Here is a 20,388-nt window from a genome sequence, read left to right on the forward strand (position 1 = left end):
TATGCAGAACCAAAGTATTTCTATTGCAATTGTAGATGACCACACCCTCTTCCGCTCCGGATTAGCTATTTTATTAGCAGAATTTGATGAAATAGAGGTTATGTTCGAAGCCATGAACGGAATCGATCTTCAAACTAAAATTAATCAGCACGCTGAAGTTCAGCTTATTTTAATGGATATTAACATGCCTGTAATGGATGGTTTTGCCGCCACCAAATGGGTTAAAGCCAACCATCCAAATGTCCATGTACTTGCACTAAGCATGCTCGAAGATGAAAAAGCAATAATTGGGATGCTCAAAGCTGGTGCCGGAGGTTATATGCTGAAAGAATCTACACCCACTGATTTATTAAGGGCAATTAAAGTAATTATAGATAAAGGATTCTATGTAAATGAGCTCGTATCAGGCAGGCTTTTGGTGGCTTTAAAAGACGATGGAGTTAAACCAACATTTTCTGACAGAGAACTTACGTTTCTGCAACATTGCAGCACTGAGCTTACCTATAAAGAAATTGCTGACCTCATGAATGTTAGTCCGCGCACCGTTGACAACTATAGGGAATCTCTTTTTGCTAAACTAAATATGAAGTCGCGTACCGGATTAGTGGTATATGGCATCAAAAACAACCTGATTAACATCTAGCCACAAACACAAACAAAGTGCTGTATTACAGATATATACATATAAAACCCTACAATTTATTTGCAAAGAACAATCCCTAAGTAAAAAGAAATTTGCACCGAACTTACTTTTCAAAATAATTATTAAATAAAATTTGGATAACTAACTAATTAGTTTTAACTTTAGTTAAGGCAATTCATTTGCCATCATCCTTATTATTATTATTAACTATTATGGAAATTAAAGATTTAACCAAAGCCGAAGAGCAGATTATGCAGGTTTTATGGCAATTGGAAAAGGCATTCGTTAAAGAGGTTATTGATGAACTACCCCTTCCTAAACCGGCTTATAATACCGTATCAACCATTATTAGAATTTTAGAAACCAAAGGTTTTATTGGTCACGAAGCCTTTGGTAAGGCCCATCAGTATTACCCTTTAATCAGTAAAGAAGAGTACAAGCGCCATGCAACAGAAAAGCTGTTAGGCAATTACTTTGAAAATTCGGTAGAAAGTATGTTTTCTTTCTTCGTTAAAGAAGAAAAACTGGATTTAAGTGATGTTGATGAAATTTTAAAAATGATTAATAAAATTAAACATAAGCCAAAATGAGTTTTGCCCACTACCTATTACAGGTGAACTTATACTTAATTGTTTTTTTCGGTTTCTACAAATTACTGTTAGATAAGGAGACCTACTTTACTTTAAACCGCATCTATTTAGTATCTGCAGGCGCTTTGTCACTATGCATACCATTTATACGTTTAGAATGGCTTACGGAACAGAAAGCGGCACAACAGGTTTATACTTCAGTTAATTGGGAGGCTGTATTAGCACAAGCAACAATTGTAACAGAACATAACACCGGTTTTAACTGGGGAAATGCATTCGTTTATATTTATTGCGCAGGTAGTTTGTTCTTCTTAGGTAGATTGGCAGTTAACTTATTAGCAGTTAAAAAACTCATTACTATACATAAGGCTGGCTCAGCTTTCTCTTTTTTTGGCAAAAAAGTAATTGATCAGGAATTACCACAAATGGATGTGATTGATATTCATGAAGAAGCACACATCAAACAATGGCATACCCTGGATGTTTTATTTTTCGAAATTATAGGGATTATTACCTGGCTAAACCCGGTGATTTATCTTTATAAGAAAGCCATTAAAAATATCCACGAATTTTTAGCTGATGAACTTGCCGCCGAATTTCAGGGTGATAAAGCTGAATATGCCATGCTTTTATTGAGCAAGTCATTTGGTATTTCACCAAATACCTTAACAAATGGCTTCTTAGAAAAATCATTGATCAAAAAAAGAATTTTCATGCTTCATAAGGAGCGATCTAAAAAGATAGCGATTATGAAGTATGGAATCTTTATTCCACTATTTGCCCTTCTCATTGTATTTTCATCGGCTACTGTTCGTAAAAATGAGAAATTGTTGTCCATTACCGATCAAATCCCTATGGATAAACCCATTGAGATGGTTGAAAACATGGTTACAGCCCCCGGGAAAATAATTATAGCACCTAAAATTTCGGTTGATGGCAAAACAGATCCAAACTGGACAGGATTTTATCAGTTTCTAGGCAGGCACATCAAATACCCAACCGCAGCCAATAGCGATCAGATTCAGGGAAATGCCCAGATAAGGTTTAATTTAAAAGGTGGTAGAGTTACCAATGTTACATCAAATGTAGCACTAGGCGCTGGCTGTGATGAAGAAGTGATGAAAGCAATTTTATCTTATAAAGGATTTAAAACTGTAGCTGATGGTAAATATGCTTTAACGGTTAGTTTTAGCATTCCAGAATCTTCAAAAGTGTTCAAGAATAAATTGTTACCCAAAGCCGGCGAATATGTAAATCTGAACAGGATTAATATCATATCTTATCTCCCTAAAACTACTGCTACTGAAACCAATGTCATTAAATCTGAAAATGCAGATAAAGTATATGATTTCGTTTCGATTGATAAACAGCCGGAATTTCCAGGCGGCATAACCAGGTTTTATAAATACCTGGGTGGCAGCATTAAATATCCAAAGATGGCACAAGAGAATAATGTGCAAGGTAAAGTCTTCCTCAGTTTTGTAGTTGAAAAAGATGGTTCGTTAACCGATGTCCAAATTACACGTGGTTTAGGAAGTGGTACCGACGAAGAAGCAATGAGGGTTATAAAAGAATCGCCAAAGTGGAACCCAGGCATCCAGAATGGTTTAGCTGTAAGAGTTAAATATAATATAAACGTTAATTTTAAACTCAACGACCCTATACCTATACAAGAGACTAAAACAAGTAGTATTCCCGGCGACCGGATCAGATTAAAGGAGGGTACAACTCTTGATGCGCTAATCATTGTAGATGGCGTTAAATTATCAGATAACAGTCAATTGAATACGATAAACCCAAATAATATCGAATCAATAGAAGTATTAAAAGATCAAACTGCAATGAATCTATACGGGCCAAAAGCCAGGGGTGGTGTAATTTTAGTGACCAGCAAAAGCGCAAAAAGCAATGTTTTCAGGCCGCTTAACTCAAAAGAGCTTTCGATAGATAAGAGCACTGATTTTTTCGAACTCAAAAGAAAATTCTAACCAAAATTCAATATGAAAAACGTAATCATATTTACCATGCTGATGGGCTTTAGTTTAGCCGGCTTTGCCCAAAAGGCAGATAGTACCAGAACGCCTAAAGTTATAATCCGGGGAATCTCAACATTAAGTACAGAACCTTTAATTGTAATTGATGGGAACAAACAATATATAAGAGGCACATCTTCACTTAACGATGTTGATCCCAATAACATTGAAGCTGTAAGCATCTTAAAAGATAGTTTAGCAACAGCAAGGTATGGTGCTGATGGTTTTGCAGGTGTAATAGAAGTTAAAACCAAAAATGGTTCTCTGAGTAATAATTATGATCTTAAGGCCGCCCCGATAAAAACTGGCGATCCCAAGTTAAAAGGGAAAGTATCAGGATTTAACATACGTCCTTTACCCAATAGTGAAACTCCTGTAATAAGGCGATACTTGCTAAACAGAGATTTCGATGATAAAGCAAAACCACTTTACATTGTAGATGGGAAAGAAGTTGCTGATCCTAACTTAAAAAGCGAATCCATCGAATCAATAGAGGTGCTCAAAGATGCAAACTCGCAAAAACTATACGGCGATAAAGGCAAAAATGGAGTGGTGATTATTACCAGCAAAAAATCAAAAGCAATTCCCAGGAAAAACTAAATAATCAACATTTTAACAAAAAAACAATGAGAAAGCTAATCTTTTTAGCCCTAACGGGCATCGCTATGTGCTTAAATCAAGCAAAAGCACAAAACAATTCAAACAAAATTTATGATTTTACCTCCCTGGAAAAGGTACCCGATTATCCTGGAGGCATTAAGAAATTTTATGAATTCTTAGGTCGTGAGATTAAGTACCCTGAAATAGCTAAGAAAAACAGCACTCAGGGAAAAGTATTTGCTTCTTTTGTAGTAGAGAAAAATGGGGCGCTAACAGATATTCAAATTACCAAAGGCCTCACAAAAGAAACGGATGAAGAAGCCTTGAGAGTATTGAACAAATCGCCAAGATGGAATCCTGGGTTGTTAAATGGAAAACCTGTTCGTGTGAAATACAATATCAATGTTAACTTTAGTATGAATTAAATTGGCAATTGGCTTAAACACACAAAACCCCAGCAAAATTGCCGGGGTTTTATGTTTTCTCTCCTGTCTCGGAAGACTAAATTTAGAAAAATTTTAATGTATATACAAATATTACAGAATAAAATTTCCAAATACGCAAAAATTTAATATGCAAACATAAGATTATTACCACTTTCGCAAACTTTTATTTTGAGTCAATCTGATTATATAAACTTTCGATTTTCGGACCTAAAGTTTCGTATGTTTTCACAACAGTTGGCAAATGTTAAATATGCATCAGTTTTAATCACCAGTTTGAGAATAAACCATTACATATTAATTCGCATATTTCAATCTGATAAGTAAGGAAACATGATAGTACCTAGCGGCCATGAATTGGTAAACTAAAAAGCCCCCACAAACGTGGAGGCTTAAGAACCCGGCACTTAAACCAGGTACACAGTATATTTTTTAAATGGTTTCTTCTGAAATAAATTTTGCAGATGCAAAATCACGGTTCATACGAGCGATGTTTTCTAAAGAGATTCCTTTAGGGCATTCGGCCTCGCAAGCACCAGTATTGGTACAGTTACCAAAACCTTCAGCATCCATCTGTGCAACCATGCTTTGCACCCTGCGGTAACGCTCTGGCTGGCCTTGTGGCAATAGCGCCAACTGAGAGATTTTCGCAGAAACGAATAACATTGCTGAAGCATTTTTACAAGTTGCCACACAAGCACCACAACCAATACAAGCTGCCGCTTCGAAAGCTGCATCTGCCTGCATTTTAGGAATTGGTAAGTTATTGGCATCTTGCGCATTACCTGTATTTACCGAAATAAAACCACCAGCAGCAATAACTCTATCAAATGCAGAACGATCTACGGTTAAGTCTTTTATTACCGGAAAAGCAGCTGCTCTCCAGGGCTCAACAACGATGGTATCGCCATCTTTGAAAGAACGCATGTGCAACTGACAGGTAGTAACCAGGTCTTTTGGTCCGTGTGGACGCCCGTTGATAAACATCGAGCACATTCCGCAGATTCCTTCGCGACAATCATGGTCAAATACAACTGGTTCTTCACCTTTGTTAATTAATTGTTCGTTTAATACATCGAACATCTCTAAGAAAGACATATCCGGTGAAATATCGGCCAATTTATAATCTACCAAAGCGCCTTTGGTATTGTTATTTTTTTGACGCCAAACTTTTAGCGTTAAGTTCATATTTCCTGTACTCATGATATTGAGATTTAAGTATCAAGTAAGAGAACCAAGTATCAAGATTTAATTCAAGTCTTGATACTTGATACTTACCATCTTGCTACTATTTATAACTTCTTTGTGCAACTTTAATATTTTCAAACTTCAATTCTTCTTTGTGAAGTTCGAAGTTTACACCTTCTTTAAATTCCCAGGCGGCTACGTAAGCATAGTTCTCATCATCACGTAATGCTTCACCTTCTTCTGTCTGATACTCTTCACGGAAGTGGCCACCACAACTTTCGTTACGGTTTAAAGCATCTATACACATCAACTCGCCCAGTTCGATAAAATCAGCTACACGACCTGCTTTTTCGAGTTCGGTATTTAACTCATCAGCTGTTCCAGGTACACGAACATCGCTCCAGAATTCAGCACGTAGTGCTCTGATTTCCTGGATTGCTTCGTTTAAACCTTTTTCGTTACGGGCCATACCACATTTCTCCCACATAATGTGACCTAAACGTTTATGGAAATGATCTACTGACTTAGTTCCTTTAATATTAATTAGCTTATTTAAGATACCAACTGCTCTTTCTTCCGCCTCTGCAAAAGCAGGGTGATCAGTAGGAATTGCTTTTACCGAAATTTCTTTCGACAAGTAAGCTCCAATAGTATAAGGAAGAACGAAATAACCATCAGCCAAACCCTGCATCAATGCAGATGCACCTAAACGGTTAGCACCATGATCTGAGAAGTTAGCCTCACCTGTACAATATAAACCAGGCACAGAGGTCATCAGGTTATAATCAACCCATAAACCACCCATGGTATAGTGAACCGCAGGATAGATACGCATTGGGGTTTCGTAAGGGTTCTCACCGGTAATCTGCGCATACATATCGAACAGGTTACCATATTTAGCTTTAATTACCTCAGTACCTAACCGCATACAGGTTTCTTTATCAGGGTTGTGGTTACCCGCTTTAGAAGCTTCGATTTTTCCGTAGCGTTCTGTATTTGCTTTAAAATCAAGATATACAGCCAATTTAGAAGCACCTACTCCATAACCTGCATCACAACGTTCTTTCGCAGCACGAGAGGCCACATCACGTGGAACCAGGTTACCAAAAGCAGGGTAACGACGCTCTAAATAATAATCTCTTTCATCTTCAGGAATTTCTGAAGCTTTACGGTTATCATCTTTCTTTTTAGGCACCCAGATACGTCCATCGTTACGTAACGATTCCGACATCAGTGTTAATTTAGACTGGTGATCGCCAGAAACCGGGATACAGGTTGGGTGGATCTGCGTATAACAAGGGTTTGCAAAATAAGCACCTTGTTTGTGCGCTTTCCAAGCCGCTGTAACGTTACTTCCCATCGCGTTGGTAGAAAGATAGAATACGTTTCCGTAACCACCTGTTCCTAATACCACTGCATGACCAAAATGACGTTCGATTTCTCCTGTAATTAAGTTACGTGCAATAATGCCGCGTGCTTTGCCATCAATTTTAACAACCTCAAGCATTTCGTGGCGGGTATACATTTCCACTTTACCCATACCAATCTGGCGTTCTAAAGCAGAATATGCACCTAATAATAACTGCTGACCAGTTTGACCTGCGGCATAGAACGTACGTTGTACCTGTGTACCACCGAATGAACGGTTATCTAACAAGCCACCATACTCACGTGCCAAAGGCACACCCTGTGCCACACATTGATCTATAATATTAGCACTTACCTCAGCCAAACGATGCACATTAGCTTCGCGGGCGCGGTAATCGCCACCTTTAATCGTATCATAGAAAAGGCGATAAACGCTATCACCATCATTCTGATAGTTTTTTGCTGCATTAATACCACCCTGAGCAGCGATTGAGTGTGCCCTACGTGGTGAATCCTGGAAGCAGAAACATTTTACCTTGTAACCCATCTCGGCCAAAGTAGCCGCTGCCGAAGCACCTGCTAAACCCGAACCTACAATGATTACTTCAATAGTTCTTTTGTTCGATGGGTTAACCAAAGGCACAGAAGACTTATATTTTGTCCATTTGCTGGTTAATTCGCCTTCTGGAATATTTGAATTAATATCTGACATATCTTTTGTGCTAAAAATTATTGAATAAGACCGAAATAAACTGCAATCGGCATGGCTGCGAAAAGGATCGAAATAATAATCGAATACCAAACGCCAGCTCCTTTAATTATACCATTATATTTTGAGTGGTTCCATCCTAGTGTTTGGAATGCAGAAGCAAAACCATGCAATAAGTGATAGCATAAAGAAAACATAGCCAAAATATATACGGCAACCCTTACCGGATCCTGAAATTTTTCTTTCATTACCGCATAAAGATCTTCATGTCCGTTGGCATCAACTGTTGGGATGCCTGTAAAACGGGAAACTACCCAAAAATCTTTCAGGTGAACCACCAAAAAGATCAGCAAAAGCGTACCTAGCAAGCCCATGGAACGGCTGTACCATTTACTGTTTGCCTTACCATCGTTTACTGCATACTTAACCGGACGTGCTTTCTGATTTTGCAATGTTAAACGTAAAGCCTGAAAAATGTGTGCAAGCAAACCAATAAATAACGCAATCTCGCCAGCCCGGATAATCCAGTTGGTGGCCATAAAATGTGCGCCTACGTTAAATGTCAAACCACCGTCGCTAATAAAAATTAAAGCATTAATACCGCAGTGTACAATTAAAAAAAGTATCAGGAACAAACCTGTAATACCCATTATGAATTTCTTCCCTATTGATGAAGAAAACGCATTTCCGAAACCACTCATTTGATTAGGATTTATATCTAAATTTCTTGCAAAAGTATCTAATTATGAGTTTAATTTATAAACGATTATGACAAAACAGCGATAAAACATTTATTTAGAAACATTCTAAAGCATATTCGGAATTAATCGAAAGAATGGGAGATTATTTAAGGTTTCGATTCCTAGTATTAGTAATGTGTGGCATGACCTAACGTTTTTAACCATTAAGGAATTAAGAGCATTAGGTGTGTGTACCAAGATTGTTAAAGTTATCTGTCTGGTAAAATACTGAAATATTCATTTACTCTAGGCACAATGCTTTTTGTAATATTTTCTGTGAAAAATTAATCAATAATCCCTGAGGAGCATTAAGAAGTTTCATATAGGTTTGGAGTTGTGCATGATGAACAGGTAGAATATTCGATATCGCTTTTATTCCGACAGCGTTTTCTTAACGTCCTTAATGTTAATAATCAAACTATTAACCTTAGTTCGTTTATTAATATTTCTTTAAAGGTATATACGGACATTCTTCATTCATAGCGTCACCCTGAATTTATTTCAGGGTCTGTTTAGCAGGATCGTCATGCTAATTTCAAGGGCTCAAAATTAGTCAATATAAATATTAATCGAATTGAGGTTATAAGAAACGCTTAACCTTCAAAAAATAATGGCATAAAAAAAAGTCCCGATTTGCATCGGGACTTTTTACGATTTATGTGTTCGAGTTTTCTTAAGCTACTTTAACATTTACCGCGTTTAGGCCTTTTCTACCTTCTTCTACATCGTAGTTTACGGTATCATTCTCGCGAATGTTATCGATTAAGCCTGAAGCATGAACAAAAATTTCGGCATCGCCATTAGATGGAGTGATAAATCCGAAACCTTTAGTTTCATTAAAAAATTTTACTGTTCCTTGTTGCATTATATTGTATTTTAATTTGAACCAAAGATAGAGTTAAATACCTATAAATCAATTTTTTATTTTTTTTATTGTAGAATATATACTAAATACATTGACTATTTGCCTTTTAAGCCCTATTAGCGACCAAATTTAATCCATTAATTTTTGATGTACCGCCCGGTTTTATCCATAAAACATGTTCAAAACAGGCCTTGTCCAATCGCTTTTCTGCGTAAAAAAAACATAAACAACAAAATGAACTACTTTGTTCCGACTGTTAATTATTGATGAATAACATTGAAAATCCAGAACCAAAAGTTACGTTACAGCAACCAGGCTTAAATTTAACTATAAACAAGACTTTCGCGCTGCTCATAATTCACCATCAGGTTTTCTGTGATTTTTACAACTAATGTTTCGTGGGCTTTAGCAGTATAGCTTAGGATGAGCAAATCACCAACGATTTCGTGTAAAATTAAATCCGGACTTGTATAGGTGATCGAAACTATATGAGCTGCTTTATTTAACAGATCAGAATTATAAATATATAATTCGGCTAAATCGAAAAGGACTGGATGATTTTCGAGATCATTTAAAACAGGCATTTTATGTTCTAAGGCTGCAATGCTGTCCATTACCGAATACTGAAGTTTTTGATTTAGCGTATTTGCCTTTTCATTCGCTTGCTGCATCTGAGAAAAGGTATGCAGGTGTTGATCGAAGCTGTATATTTTGGATCTTTTTTGAAATTCTTTGTAAGTATCGTGAAATATCCGCCTTTCAAAATCCGTTCTGCACATGAAATTGAAATATTGTTTTACACTTAGGTTAATCTTAGCTAAAGCCATAATATTCGGTTTTTGTTGCTGATTCAAATGGAACTATAAAAAAATAATTTAGCGTATCGGTAAAGGTTGATTATCAACCGGTAGTAGCGAAACTAAATCTTGATTATGAAAAACGGATGAATATTGGTTAGCGTATAAGAAAGGGAGCTGACTAGCAAAGATTTAAGGTATTTTAACAAATAGCCCTAGATAAGTAAATTTAAAAATGCCCTTTGGACTATAGTAACATTGACTGACTCCCATAAAACGGTCGTCATCTCGACTGTAGCGCAGCGAAATGGAGAGATCCATTTAGTTAGATTTCTCGCAATGATGATTCGTTGATCGAATCTCACATCAAGATCCTTCACTGCGTTCAGGATGACAAATAATCTGTGAAAAAAGATATGACGAGATGGTCTGTGGGACACAGACCATTAGATCAACTAAAACTCCTCAATTCATTTTTTAAAAACAGTTTAATTTCCAGCAGGTTATTACTATACAAAACATTTATAACTAAAATAACTACTGATATGGAAACGAGAAACAACCATGCTTTGATCCAGGCTTTATTGGATTGCGCTTTAGCTTGCGAACATTGTGCATCATCCTGTTTAAAAGAAGAAGATATCAACATGATGATTGATTGTATTAAACTCGACAGGGATTGTGCAGATATCTGTACCCAGGCGGCCAGATTGCTACAAAGAGATTCAGTTATCGCCCACCAGTATCTACTACTTTGCGAAGAAATATGCAGGCTCTGTGCGGCTGAATGTAGCAAACATGATCATGAACACTGCAGACAATGTGCGGTGGCTTGCGAAGAATGTGCAGATGCTTGCCACGCTAACCACGAACCTATAAATCAAGACTAAAAAAAGCTTCCCAGGTTTAAACCCGGGAAGCCTTTTAAACTATTTATTACTCTTTAATTATTGTGCAGGGAAGCTGTAGTTATATGAACCTTGCTCACCAACACCAGAAATACTCACCATATTGTTTCTTCCTAAAGGCAATGCTTTTTGAACATCGGCCACAGAATTTACAGGTTGTCCGTTTACTTTGGTAATAATTAAACCTTTTTCCACCCCAATATTGTCGAAAGCTTTTCCGGTGGTAACTGATGTTACAACCACACCATTGTTAATACCATATTTCGATTTCTGCGCTTGGGTAGCCGGAGCGAAAGTTGCACCCAGTTTACTTACTTCGGCACCTTTACTTGCATTATTATTTGCAGTTAAACCTACACTGGCTTCGCCTTTAAGAGTAACCGTATAGTCTTTCAAGGCACCACCACGCAATACCGTTAATTTAACTTTATCGCCAGGGTTTAAACGACCAACTCTTTCCTGAAGATCAGGTGAATCGTTGATTACCACACCATCAACTTTTTTAATTACATCGCCTGATTTAATGCCCGCCGCAGCAGCACCGCCACCAGCAACCACATCATTCACATACAAACCACTGATTTCGTTGGTTTTAATACCTTCAGGTTTTTCCTCACCACTTAATGGCACAAAGTTAACGCCAATATAACCACGTTTAACTGAACCATATTTCATAAAATCGTCAACAATTTTACGGGCTAAGTTAACTGGGATTGCAAACCCATAACCCTGATTATAACCACTTTGTGAAGCAATTGCTGAGTTAATACCTACCAATTCACCATTTGCATTTACAAGCGCACCACCGCTGTTACCAGGGTTAATGGCAGCATCTGTCTGGATAAATGATTCGATACTGGTATTTGCCGGACGATCTGGTCTTTTACCAGTACGTTGGTATTCGCGGTATTCCTCTTCTGTAATTTCGTTACCTTGTTGCTCACGACCAATAATACCAATACTACGATTTTTAGCACTTACAATACCAGCTGTTACTGTTGTATTTAAATCTAAAGGGAAACCTACAGCTAATACCCACTCTCCTACCTGAACATTATCCGAGTTACCCATTTTCACTACTGGTAAACCTGTTGCGTTTACTTTAATTAAAGCTAAATCTGTATTCGGATCGCGGCCAATTACTTTTGCTTCTACTTTACGCCTATCTGTTAAAACCACCTCAACCTTCTCTGCATTTTCTACTACGTGGTTGTTGGTAACGATATAACCATCCTGACTAATAATTACACCGGAACCTGACGCAGCCCTTGGTTGACGCTGCATCTGGCGACCACCGCCGCCGAAGAAATCTTCCATCATATCAAAAGGAGAAGAAGAACCCTGCCCTTTCGATGCTGCGTAGGTTGTTTTAATGTGAACCACACCTGGTGCAACTGCTGCTGCGGCCTGTGTAAAATCTGTAGCGCCTGCTGATGATACTTTTAATGGATTATTGGCGAAATACAAATTCTGTTTTTCGGTAATGGTACTGCCTGTTTGGTTACGCTCAAATAGTTTGTAACCTCCAATTGCTGCTGCCCCACCTATAAAAGCAGCTAACACGGTAATTCCTAATATTTTTTTCATGTGTTTGTATATTGTTTTTTAATGGTCATGAAGCTATTAAAAGCTTAATATACTTTTAAAATTGGTTAGCTTTTAATGGTTTCATTTGTTAATTATGTTTTAAAGCTGTGATTTATAATAAGCCGTTTTGCTAGCTATTTGTTTAGCTTATCATATTCATTTGTTAAATGTTATTGTTTGCGGGAGCGTTTTTCATTTTGATTTAAGCAGGATGCTCCAGCAGTTTTTATCTGCTTAAATTTTCTTTAGCAAGTTTATTCAAAATTAATACCATATAAACGATATTTGTATCCTCAAAGCACTTAGTTTTGTGTTAAAAAATGTTAAATTAAAAAACACAATCCGCTTATTACCTTTTGCAACTCAAATATTGCATTAAAAAATGAAGCTTTCATGAAAATTAATTTTTATAAATACCAGGGCGCAGGCAACGATTTCATTTTAATAGACCACACTACCAGCCCATTAAAAAACATTGACAATCAGCTAGTTAAATACCTTTGCCACAGAAGATTTGGCATTGGTGCCGATGGATTAATGTTCATTACAAAGCACGAGGATTACGATTTTGAAATGCATTATTTTAACGCAGATGGTAAACTGGGCAGCATGTGCGGAAATGGTGGCAGATGCATTGTTGCATTTGCCAAACAGCTCGGCATTATCGACCGGGAAACAAACTTTTTGGCAGTAGATGGTCCGCATTATGCCAGAATTTCAGAAAATGGAGAATGGGTTGATTTACAAATGATTGATGTAGATACCATTACCAAAGATGGCGAAGCTTATGTATTGAATACTGGTTCGCCACATTACGTTTCGCTGCAAATTGATTTAAAAGATTTTGACGTTTTTACCGAAGGAAAGAGCATACGCTACAATTCAACTTATGCAGAAAAAGGTATAAATGTAAACTTTGTTGAAGATAAAGGTGATCATTTATTTGTGCGCACTTACGAACGCGGGGTTGAAGATGAAACCTATGCATGTGGCACCGGCGTAACAGCGGTGGCCATGGCTATGGCAAAACACAAAAACCAAACCGGCCATGTTAAAACTGATATTAAGGTTTTGGGCGGCGATATTAAAATAGAATTTGATTACGATGGTAAAGCATTTACCAATGTATTTTTATGTGGCCCGGCCAAATTGGTTTTTGAAGGCGAAGTGGAGTAAATAGCCTTAACTCACTTTATATAACAAAGGGTATCAACAGTAACCGAATGTAGGTGATACCTTTTAATAATGACGTAATCCACTTTCTCCATTTTGACTAAATTCCATGACTCTCTTTTATGGAAAGAGTAGTGTGGTGTTTCATTAAAATAAAAATTTTCTTTAATTTCCATCCTCCGAAAAACTCTATGAATAGGATCAAGCACTAAAATGCTATCATAATCTCTTTTTGCAGATTTATATTTATAAGTTAAGGCATTGGGATAAGAAATTATAATAACCGAATCAACATATTTACCATTTGATTTATACTTAAACCAATGAGGCGCTCCCGGCACTAAACAACCACAGCATAACAATAAGAGTATTACCATAAAATATTTCATATCTTCATTATTAGAAGTTAGAGCAAGATAATATGTTATAATGTAAAACATACACTACTAACGCTTTTTGTTTGTTAAAATAAACAGGATTAATAGTATAAAAATTGCTTCATAACAAGCAATTTTAACACCATTTAACATCTGTCTCAAGATATTTACACATTCATTTCAGGCTAAAAACGCCCCCTTAAAAAGCTAAAAAACAGCATTTTAAATAAGCAAAATCACATTTTGAAACACAAAATAAATCAATCGATTGATTAAATGACAGAATTTGGACAGATTTATTTTTGGTTAGGCTCTATTTTTGGACAATTATTTGCGAAAATCAAAGTCCTAAATTTTGACGACGCTCTTAATTCCGGAAATTCAAATTTATACACACACAGAAATAGTCCATGAGAAAAGTAACAACTCTCTTTTTTAGCATGAGCATGGGTATGCTCTTAGCATCCTGCGGAAACAATGATGCTGCTAAAAAAGCCGCAGCTGCAGCAGCAGCTGGTCCACAAGCTTACCCGGTTTTTACCGTAAATACACAAAACACTACTTTAGATTCTGATTATCCGGCAACGATTGAAGGTATCCAAAATATCGACATCCGCCCAAAAGTTGACGGCTTTATCGAAAAGATTTTTGTAGATGAGGGTGCAGTGGTTAAAAAAGGTCAGTTACTTTTCACGATTAACGCACCACAATATGAACAACAGGTACGGACAGCAAGAGCGGCCATCAGTAGTGCCGAAGCCGATGTTAATGCTGCCCAGTTAACCGTAAATAAAACCAGACCTTTGGTAGAAAAAGACATTATTAGCAAGTACGATCTTGATGCTGCTCAATTAACACTTCAAAGCAGAAAAGCAGCATTGGCACAGGCAAAAGCCGAATTGGTAAATGCGCAGGTTAACTTAGGTTATACTTCAGTTAAAAGCCCGGTTGATGGTGTGGTTGGCAGTATTCCTTTCAGAAATGGAAGTTTGGTAAGCAGTACCAGTACACAACCTTTAACAACAGTTTCTAACACCTCAAAGGTTTATGCTTACTTCTCTTTAAATGAGAAACAGCTTTTAGATTTTTCTAAAACCTATAAAGGGAATACTTTGGCCCAGCAGATGAAAAACATCCCAGCTGTGAGTTTGGTGCTTGCCGATGGAACAGTTTATGCACAAAATGGTAAAATCGAATCCATCAACGGACAGATTAACACCAGCACGGGTTCTGCAAGTTTAAGAGCAACTTTTCCCAACCCTACTTCTTTACTAAAAAATGGCGCAAGTGCTTCTGTAAGGATTCCTCAACACATTGAGAATGCAATTTTAATTCCTCAGAAATCAACTATTGATTTACAGGGCAAAAAATTCGTCTATGTTTTGGGCGATTCTGCTAAAACCATTAACACCGAAATTGAGATTATGGATTTGGCCAAAGGCAAATTCTATGTCGTAACTAAAGGACTTAAAGCTGGAGATAAAGTTGTTTTGGAGGGTTTCCAATCCTTAAAAGACGGAACGAAAATTAAACCTGAAGAGAAAAGTGCCGATTCAGTTTATGCTGATATCAAGAAATAACAATATCATGTTGCCAATCACACTATTGCAGTGTAATCAATATTAATTATGTTTAAGAAATTTATAGAAAGACCGGTTTTATCAACGGTTATATCCATCATCATCGTTATACTCGGTGTTTTAGGTTTAGCTACGTTGCCGGTTTCACAATATCCGGAAATTGCCCCGCCAACGGTGCAGGTTTCTACTTCATACCAGGGTGCAAATGCTGATGTGGTAATGAATAGCGTTGTTGTTCCGCTGGAAGAGCAGATAAACGGTGTGGAAGACATGACCTACATGACTTCTACCGCCAGTAACGATGGTACCGCGACCATTACCGTAAACTTTAAGCTGGGTACCAACCCCGATCTTGCAGCAGTAAACGTACAGAACAGGGTGGCGCGTGCAACCAGTTTATTACCTGCAGAGGTTACCAAATCTGGGGTAATTACAGCTAAAAGACAGGCGAGTAACGTATTGATCTTCGGTTTATATAGTGATGATCCTTCTTACGATCAGAAGTTTTTACAGAACTATGCCAACATCAACATTATCCCGCAGATTAAACGGATCAATGGTGTAGGTGATGCAAGTGCATTCGGAACGTTGGATTATACCATGCGTATCTGGCTAAAACCTGATGTGATGGCAACCTACGGATTGGTTCCTAACGATATTAACGTTGCCCTTGCCGATCAGAATGTGGAGGCCGCTCCAGGTCAATTCGGAGAACTTGGCGATCAGGCATTTCAATATACCCTAAAATATACGGGTAGGTTAAAAGATGAGGCCCAGTTTGGTAATATTATTATCCGTACCACCGATAACGGTCAGATTCTCCGTTTAAAAGATATTGCAAGGATCGAATTAGGTGCACAGAGTTATGCCAGTTCGGTTAAATTTAACGGAAAACAGGCTTTGGGTATTGCGATTAACCAAACAGCAGGTTCAAATGCAAAAGAGGTGATCGAAAACTCTATCAAAACCCTTGATGAAGCTCAAAAATCTTTTCCAAAAGGGGTGCATTACTCAACTTTGGTTAACGTAAACGACTTTTTGGATGCATCGATAGAAAAAGTGCTTCACACCCTGATTGAAGCATTTATTTTGGTGTTCCTTGTAGTATTTATCTTTTTACAGGATTTCCGTTCAACATTGATTCCGGCAATCAGTGTGCCGGTAGCGATTATCGGAACATTCTTTTTCCTGAGTTTATTTGGATTTACCATCAACTTACTAACCTTATTTGCCCTCGTGCTTGCCATTGGTATTGTGGTGGATGATGCGATTGTAGTAGTAGAGGCCGTACACGCCAAGCTGGATGAAGGTTATACAGATGCCAGAAAGGCAACCATAGATGCGATGGACGATATTAGTGGAGCGATTATTTCGATCACTTTGGTAATGGCTGCCGTATTTATCCCGGTGAGTTTTATCTCCGGATCATCTGGTGTATTTTACAAGCAGTTTGGTTTAACACTAGCTATTTCGATCATTTTATCGGCCATTAACGCCTTAACATTAAGTCCGGCATTATGTGCTTTATTCTTAAAACCGCACAAAGAAGAACACAAAAAATCTAAAAACTTTTTAAACCGTTTTTACGATGCTTTTAATACTTCGTTCGATGCCGTAACTGGGAAATATAAAAAATCGGTAAGCTTTCTTTCCAGAAAAAAATGGATTGTTGGATTGGCTATTGCCTTCTTTGCTGTAGTATTGGTTTGGACAATGAATACCACGCCGAAAGGTTTCGTACCAAATGAGGATTTGGGAACCATCATGAGCGATATCTCATTACCAGCAGGAACTTCGCAAGAGGAAACCAATATTGTAATTGCAAAGATTGATAGTATTGCACACAAAATACCTGAAATTAAAAACACTTTAAGGGTTGTGGGTCGTAGTATGATCAGTGGTTCGGGCAGTTCGTATGGTATGGTAATTTCGCGATTAACCCCATGGGATGAACGTAAAGGCCACGATGTAAAAGCCATAATTGGCGAGTTGTTTGCAAAAACAGCAGGCATTAAAGGCGCTAAAATTATTTTCTTTGCTCCGCCAACGATCCAGGGTTTTGGTACCAGTGGCGGTTTTGAGTTCCAGTTGCAGGATAAAACTGGCGGAGATATCAAAAAATTCAACGAAGTTGGAAATGGATTTCTAGCCGCGTTGAGTAAACGTCCTGAGATCCAATATGCTTCTACCTCTTTTAACCCAAATTTTCCACAATATCAGATTGATGTAAATGTGGCAAAGGTTAAACAGGCTGGGTTAACGGTTAGTGATGTATTGGGTGTAATGCAGGGCTATTATGGTGGTGTTTATGCCTCAAACTTTAATAAATTCGGTAAACAGTTCAGGGTGATGTACCAGGCAGATGCCCAGTATCGTGCAAACGAGCAAACGTTAACCCGTATTTTTGTTAGAAATTCTGCTGGGCAAATGGCACCGGTATCAGAATTTATTACTTTAACCAAAGTATACGGACCACAGGCCATTTCGCGTTTCAATTTGTTTACTTCAATTGCGGTAACAGGTAATCCAAATGCAGGCTATAGCTCAGGTGATGCTTTAAAGGCTGTTCAGGAAGAGGCTGCTAAAAATCTTCCGGCAGGATATGGCTATGAATTTTCTGGTTTATCACGTGAGGAGATGGCTGGCGGAAGTCAAACGGTCTTTATTTTCTTACTTTGCGTAATCTTTGTTTATTTCTTGCTTGCTGCACAATACGAAAGTTACATTTTACCATTAGCGGTATTATTCTCTTTACCAGTTGGTTTAGCAGGTGTATTCGTGTTTGACAAAATTTTCGGGGTAGATAATAACATTTATACGCAGATTACCCTGATCATGCTTGTGGGACTACTCGCCAAGAACGCCATTTTGATCGTAGAATATGCAGTAGATAGAAGAAGAAAAGGCATGAGCATAGCCAATGCGGCAATTGATGGTGCAACAGCCCGTTTACGCCCGATTTTGATGACCTCGTTCGCTTTCATCCTTGGTTTATTACCTTTAATGTTGTCATCAGGTGTTGGTGCAGCGGGTAATACTTCAATTGGTACCGGTGCTGTTGGTGGTATGTTGATCGGAACAATATTTGGAGTTTTCGTAATTCCGGCTCTGTTTATCATATTCCAATCCTTACAGGAGCGCATCAGTAATAAATCGCCTTTTAACGAAGGTATTGACCATGAACAAACGCCAGAGGAATATGAATTGGCTACTGCGAACAGCAAACATTAATATTAAGAAAATGAATTTTAGATATAAGCATTCCCTTTTAACCGGTTTAGCCATTATTACCCTGAGTGCCTGCGTAACTAAAAAATACGAACGCCCCCAGGTAACAAGCGAAGGTTTATACCGCGATAATAGTACAACAGATACCACTACGATGGCAGATCTGCAGTGGAAAACATTATTTTCGGATACCACTTTACAATCGCTGATCCAACAAGGGATAAATGAAAATTTAGACCTTAAACAGGCGATTGAGCGGATTAAAATTGCCGAAGCAACACTAATACAGAGTCGTGGGGCATTATTGCCAAGCCTACAGGCTGATGTAAATGTTACGGATAATAAACAATCGCAGGCCTCCTTAAACTTTCCTCCCGGGATTAATATTAATTTAGAAACTCAAACCTATAAAGCACAGTTAAGTACCAGTTGGGAAGCTGATATATGGGGAAAATTGACGAGTGCAAAACGTGGTGCGTATGCAACTTTATTACAAAGTGATGCCGCAAAAAGAGCTGTTCAAACACAATTAATTGCCACCATTGCCAACAATTATTATACTTTATTGGCACTCGATAAACAATTGGCCATTACAGAACAAACCATTAAGGTTAGAACACAGGACGTGGAAACCATGAGGGAATTAAAACAGGGAGCTGTAGTAAATGGAGCAGCAGTTGTACAAAGTGAGGCCAATTTATATGCGGCCCAGGTAACCGTACCTGATTTAAAAAGAAGCATCAAAGAAGCTGAAAATGCACTAAGTGTTTTGGTTGCTAAAGCGCCAAACATGATTAACCGCACCACTTTAGATCAGCAAACCCCTTATGCGAATTTACAAACCGGGGTTTCTGCACAATTGCTAAAAAACCGTCCGGATGTGATTGCTGCTGAATTTGGTTTCAGATCAGCTTTTGAAAATACCAATGTAGCTAAAGCTTACTTTTACCCTGCTTTAACGATTACTGCAACAGGCGGATTATCAAGCTTACAATTACAGGATTTCTTCAGCAAATCTATCTTCTATAATTTAGTGGGTGGTTTAACGCAGCCAATTTTTGCAAGAGGAGCGAACAAAGCCCGCCTCAAAACAGCTGAAGCTAATCAACAGATTGCTTTTTACAACTTTCAACAAACGCTGTTAACTGGTGGACAGGAAGTGTCAAATGCATTGTATGCTTATCAAACCGCTGCAGAAAAAGAGGAAACAAGGGCAAAACAAATCGCCTCATTAACCAAAGCAGTAGATTTTACCAAAGAATTATTGCGCTATAGCTCAGCGACTAACTATACTGATGTGTTAACTTCAGAACAAAGTTTGTTAACCGCTCAATTAAGCGGGATTAATGACCGATTACAAAAATTACAGTCCGTAGTAAATCTATACCGCGCACTAGGCGGTGGCTGGAAATAATCATAATTAACACATGTTAAGTTAAGGCATTCTGAATTTCAGGATGCCTTTTTTCATTCCATTCCATGGCTTGTGTCCCCACAGGTCATCGCATTATGCTTTTGCCACGGAGACACGGATAACACGGAGTTTTTTTTATACTGAG

Annotated in this window: 17 protein-coding genes; 10 read left to right on the forward strand and 7 right to left on the reverse strand. The window is 37.9% G+C overall.

All coding sequences use genetic code 11. The features are described 5' to 3' along the window. Nucleotide 1 precedes the first annotated feature (1 nt). The 5 genes from BCL90_RS12930 (at nt 2) to BCL90_RS12950 (ending at nt 4,291) form a co-directional block, all read left to right on the forward strand. A complete protein-coding gene (locus tag BCL90_RS12930) occupies nt 2-643 on the forward strand; it encodes a response regulator transcription factor (RefSeq protein WP_121284367.1) in 642 nt (213 codons plus the stop codon). Between the two features lie 212 nt (nt 644-855). Next, a complete protein-coding gene (locus BCL90_RS12935; protein WP_121284368.1) occupies nt 856-1,233 on the forward strand; it encodes a BlaI/MecI/CopY family transcriptional regulator in 378 nt (125 codons plus the stop codon). Continuing rightward, nucleotides 1,230-3,221: a M56 family metallopeptidase gene (locus tag BCL90_RS12940; protein ID WP_121284369.1), complete on the forward strand. Its 1,992-nt coding sequence runs from the start codon at nt 1,230-1,232 to the stop codon at nt 3,219-3,221. The genes BCL90_RS12935 and BCL90_RS12940 overlap by 4 nt, the downstream gene beginning before the upstream one ends. Before the next feature lie 12 nt (nt 3,222-3,233). Continuing rightward, complete coding sequence (locus BCL90_RS12945; protein ID WP_121284370.1) at nt 3,234-3,866, forward strand: TonB-dependent receptor plug domain-containing protein; 633 nt, start codon at nt 3,234-3,236, stop codon at nt 3,864-3,866. 26 nt (nt 3,867-3,892) lie between these two features. Beyond that, nucleotides 3,893-4,291 carry an energy transducer TonB gene (locus tag BCL90_RS12950; protein ID WP_121284371.1) on the forward strand — a complete coding sequence of 133 codons (399 nt, stop codon included), beginning with the start codon at nt 3,893-3,895 and terminating at the stop codon, nt 4,289-4,291. 450 nt (nt 4,292-4,741) lie between these two features. On the opposite strand, the gene BCL90_RS12955 is transcribed toward BCL90_RS12950, so the two are convergent. The 6 genes from BCL90_RS12955 to BCL90_RS12980 form a co-directional block, all read right to left on the reverse strand. Beyond that, nucleotides 4,742-5,512 (reverse strand): succinate dehydrogenase/fumarate reductase iron-sulfur subunit, encoded by a 771-nt coding sequence (locus tag BCL90_RS12955; protein ID WP_121284372.1) that lies wholly within the window; start codon nt 5,510-5,512, stop codon nt 4,742-4,744. An 85-nt stretch (nt 5,513-5,597) separates the two neighbouring features. Then, entirely contained in the window at nt 5,598-7,577 is a 1,980-nt protein-coding gene (locus BCL90_RS12960) for a fumarate reductase/succinate dehydrogenase flavoprotein subunit (RefSeq protein WP_121284373.1), read from the reverse strand. 17 nt (nt 7,578-7,594) lie between these two features. Continuing rightward, the gene (locus BCL90_RS12965) at nt 7,595-8,275 is read right to left on the reverse strand and encodes a succinate dehydrogenase cytochrome b subunit (RefSeq protein ID WP_121284374.1); all 681 of its coding nucleotides are present in this window, start codon (nt 8,273-8,275) and stop codon (nt 7,595-7,597) included. A gap of 280 nt (nt 8,276-8,555) precedes the next feature. After that, the gene (locus tag BCL90_RS12970) at nt 8,556-8,690 is read right to left on the reverse strand and encodes a GxxExxY protein (protein WP_208529809.1); all 135 of its coding nucleotides are present in this window, start codon (nt 8,688-8,690) and stop codon (nt 8,556-8,558) included. A 297-nt stretch (nt 8,691-8,987) separates the two neighbouring features. Next, nucleotides 8,988-9,179, reverse strand: a complete 192-nt coding sequence (locus BCL90_RS12975; protein WP_010599638.1) for a cold-shock protein — start codon at nt 9,177-9,179, stop codon at nt 8,988-8,990. A gap of 323 nt (nt 9,180-9,502) precedes the next feature. Next, on the reverse strand, nt 9,503-10,006 hold the full coding sequence (locus tag BCL90_RS12980) for a hypothetical protein (protein ID WP_121284375.1): 504 nt from the start codon (nt 10,004-10,006) through the stop codon (nt 9,503-9,505). 515 nt (nt 10,007-10,521) lie between these two features. Here BCL90_RS12980 and BCL90_RS12985 point away from each other — a divergent pair. Beyond that, nucleotides 10,522-10,866, forward strand: a complete 345-nt coding sequence (locus tag BCL90_RS12985; RefSeq protein ID WP_121284376.1) for a four-helix bundle copper-binding protein — start codon at nt 10,522-10,524, stop codon at nt 10,864-10,866. Nucleotides 10,867-10,923: 57 nt separating this feature from the next. Here the strand turns inward: BCL90_RS12985 and BCL90_RS12990 are convergent, their stop codons facing one another. Further along, a complete protein-coding gene (locus BCL90_RS12990; RefSeq protein WP_208529780.1) occupies nt 10,924-12,471 on the reverse strand; it encodes a trypsin-like peptidase domain-containing protein in 1,548 nt (515 codons plus the stop codon). Between the two features lie 393 nt (nt 12,472-12,864). Between BCL90_RS12990 and dapF the strand changes: the two genes are divergently transcribed. The 4 genes from dapF to BCL90_RS13015 all read left to right on the forward strand — a co-directional run bounded on the left by dapF (nt 12,865) and on the right by BCL90_RS13015 (nt 20,243). After that, complete coding sequence (gene dapF, locus BCL90_RS12995; RefSeq protein WP_121284378.1) at nt 12,865-13,647, forward strand: diaminopimelate epimerase; 783 nt, start codon at nt 12,865-12,867, stop codon at nt 13,645-13,647. A 784-nt stretch (nt 13,648-14,431) separates the two neighbouring features. Continuing rightward, a complete protein-coding gene (locus BCL90_RS13005; protein WP_121284380.1) occupies nt 14,432-15,601 on the forward strand; it encodes an efflux RND transporter periplasmic adaptor subunit in 1,170 nt (389 codons plus the stop codon). Nucleotides 15,602-15,649: 48 nt separating this feature from the next. Beyond that, the gene (locus BCL90_RS13010) at nt 15,650-18,832 is read left to right on the forward strand and encodes an efflux RND transporter permease subunit (protein WP_121284381.1); all 3,183 of its coding nucleotides are present in this window, start codon (nt 15,650-15,652) and stop codon (nt 18,830-18,832) included. A gap of 10 nt (nt 18,833-18,842) precedes the next feature. Beyond that, nucleotides 18,843-20,243, forward strand: coding sequence for an efflux transporter outer membrane subunit (locus BCL90_RS13015; protein ID WP_121284619.1), 1,401 nt, complete (start codon nt 18,843-18,845; stop codon nt 20,241-20,243). Nucleotides 20,244-20,388: the final 145 nt, after the last annotated feature.

It is taken from the genome of Pedobacter alluvionis, assembly GCF_003664035.1.
Classification (GTDB): Bacteria; Bacteroidota; Bacteroidia; order Sphingobacteriales; family Sphingobacteriaceae; genus Pedobacter; species Pedobacter alluvionis.

Excerpts from the sequence above, each read along its gene's own strand:
- BCL90_RS12980 (WP_121284375.1), bottom strand. The coding sequence starts at position 10,006 with ATGGCTTTAGCTAAGATTAACCTAAGTGTAAAACAATATTTCAATTTC.
- BCL90_RS12975 (WP_010599638.1), bottom strand. The coding sequence starts at position 9,179 with ATGCAACAAGGAACAGTAAAATTTTTTAATGAAACTAAAGGTTTCGGA.
- BCL90_RS12960 (WP_121284373.1), bottom strand. The coding sequence starts at position 7,577 with ATGTCAGATATTAATTCAAATATTCCAGAAGGCGAATTAACCAGCAAA.
- BCL90_RS12990 (WP_208529780.1), bottom strand. The coding sequence starts at position 12,471 with ATGAAAAAAATATTAGGAATTACCGTGTTAGCTGCTTTTATAGGTGGG.
- BCL90_RS12985 (WP_121284376.1), top strand. The coding sequence starts at position 10,522 with ATGGAAACGAGAAACAACCATGCTTTGATCCAGGCTTTATTGGATTGC.
- BCL90_RS13010 (WP_121284381.1), top strand. The coding sequence starts at position 15,650 with ATGTTTAAGAAATTTATAGAAAGACCGGTTTTATCAACGGTTATATCC.
- BCL90_RS12930 (WP_121284367.1), top strand. The coding sequence starts at position 2 with ATGCAGAACCAAAGTATTTCTATTGCAATTGTAGATGACCACACCCTC.
- BCL90_RS13005 (WP_121284380.1), top strand. The coding sequence starts at position 14,432 with ATGAGAAAAGTAACAACTCTCTTTTTTAGCATGAGCATGGGTATGCTC.
- BCL90_RS12955 (WP_121284372.1), bottom strand. The coding sequence starts at position 5,512 with ATGAGTACAGGAAATATGAACTTAACGCTAAAAGTTTGGCGTCAAAAA.
- BCL90_RS12935 (WP_121284368.1), top strand. The coding sequence starts at position 856 with ATGGAAATTAAAGATTTAACCAAAGCCGAAGAGCAGATTATGCAGGTT.
- dapF (WP_121284378.1), top strand. The coding sequence starts at position 12,865 with ATGAAAATTAATTTTTATAAATACCAGGGCGCAGGCAACGATTTCATT.
- BCL90_RS12940 (WP_121284369.1), top strand. The coding sequence starts at position 1,230 with ATGAGTTTTGCCCACTACCTATTACAGGTGAACTTATACTTAATTGTT.
- BCL90_RS12965 (WP_121284374.1), bottom strand. The coding sequence starts at position 8,275 with ATGAGTGGTTTCGGAAATGCGTTTTCTTCATCAATAGGGAAGAAATTC.
- BCL90_RS12945 (WP_121284370.1), top strand. The coding sequence starts at position 3,234 with ATGAAAAACGTAATCATATTTACCATGCTGATGGGCTTTAGTTTAGCC.
- BCL90_RS12950 (WP_121284371.1), top strand. The coding sequence starts at position 3,893 with ATGAGAAAGCTAATCTTTTTAGCCCTAACGGGCATCGCTATGTGCTTA.
- BCL90_RS13015 (WP_121284619.1), top strand. The coding sequence starts at position 18,843 with ATGAATTTTAGATATAAGCATTCCCTTTTAACCGGTTTAGCCATTATT.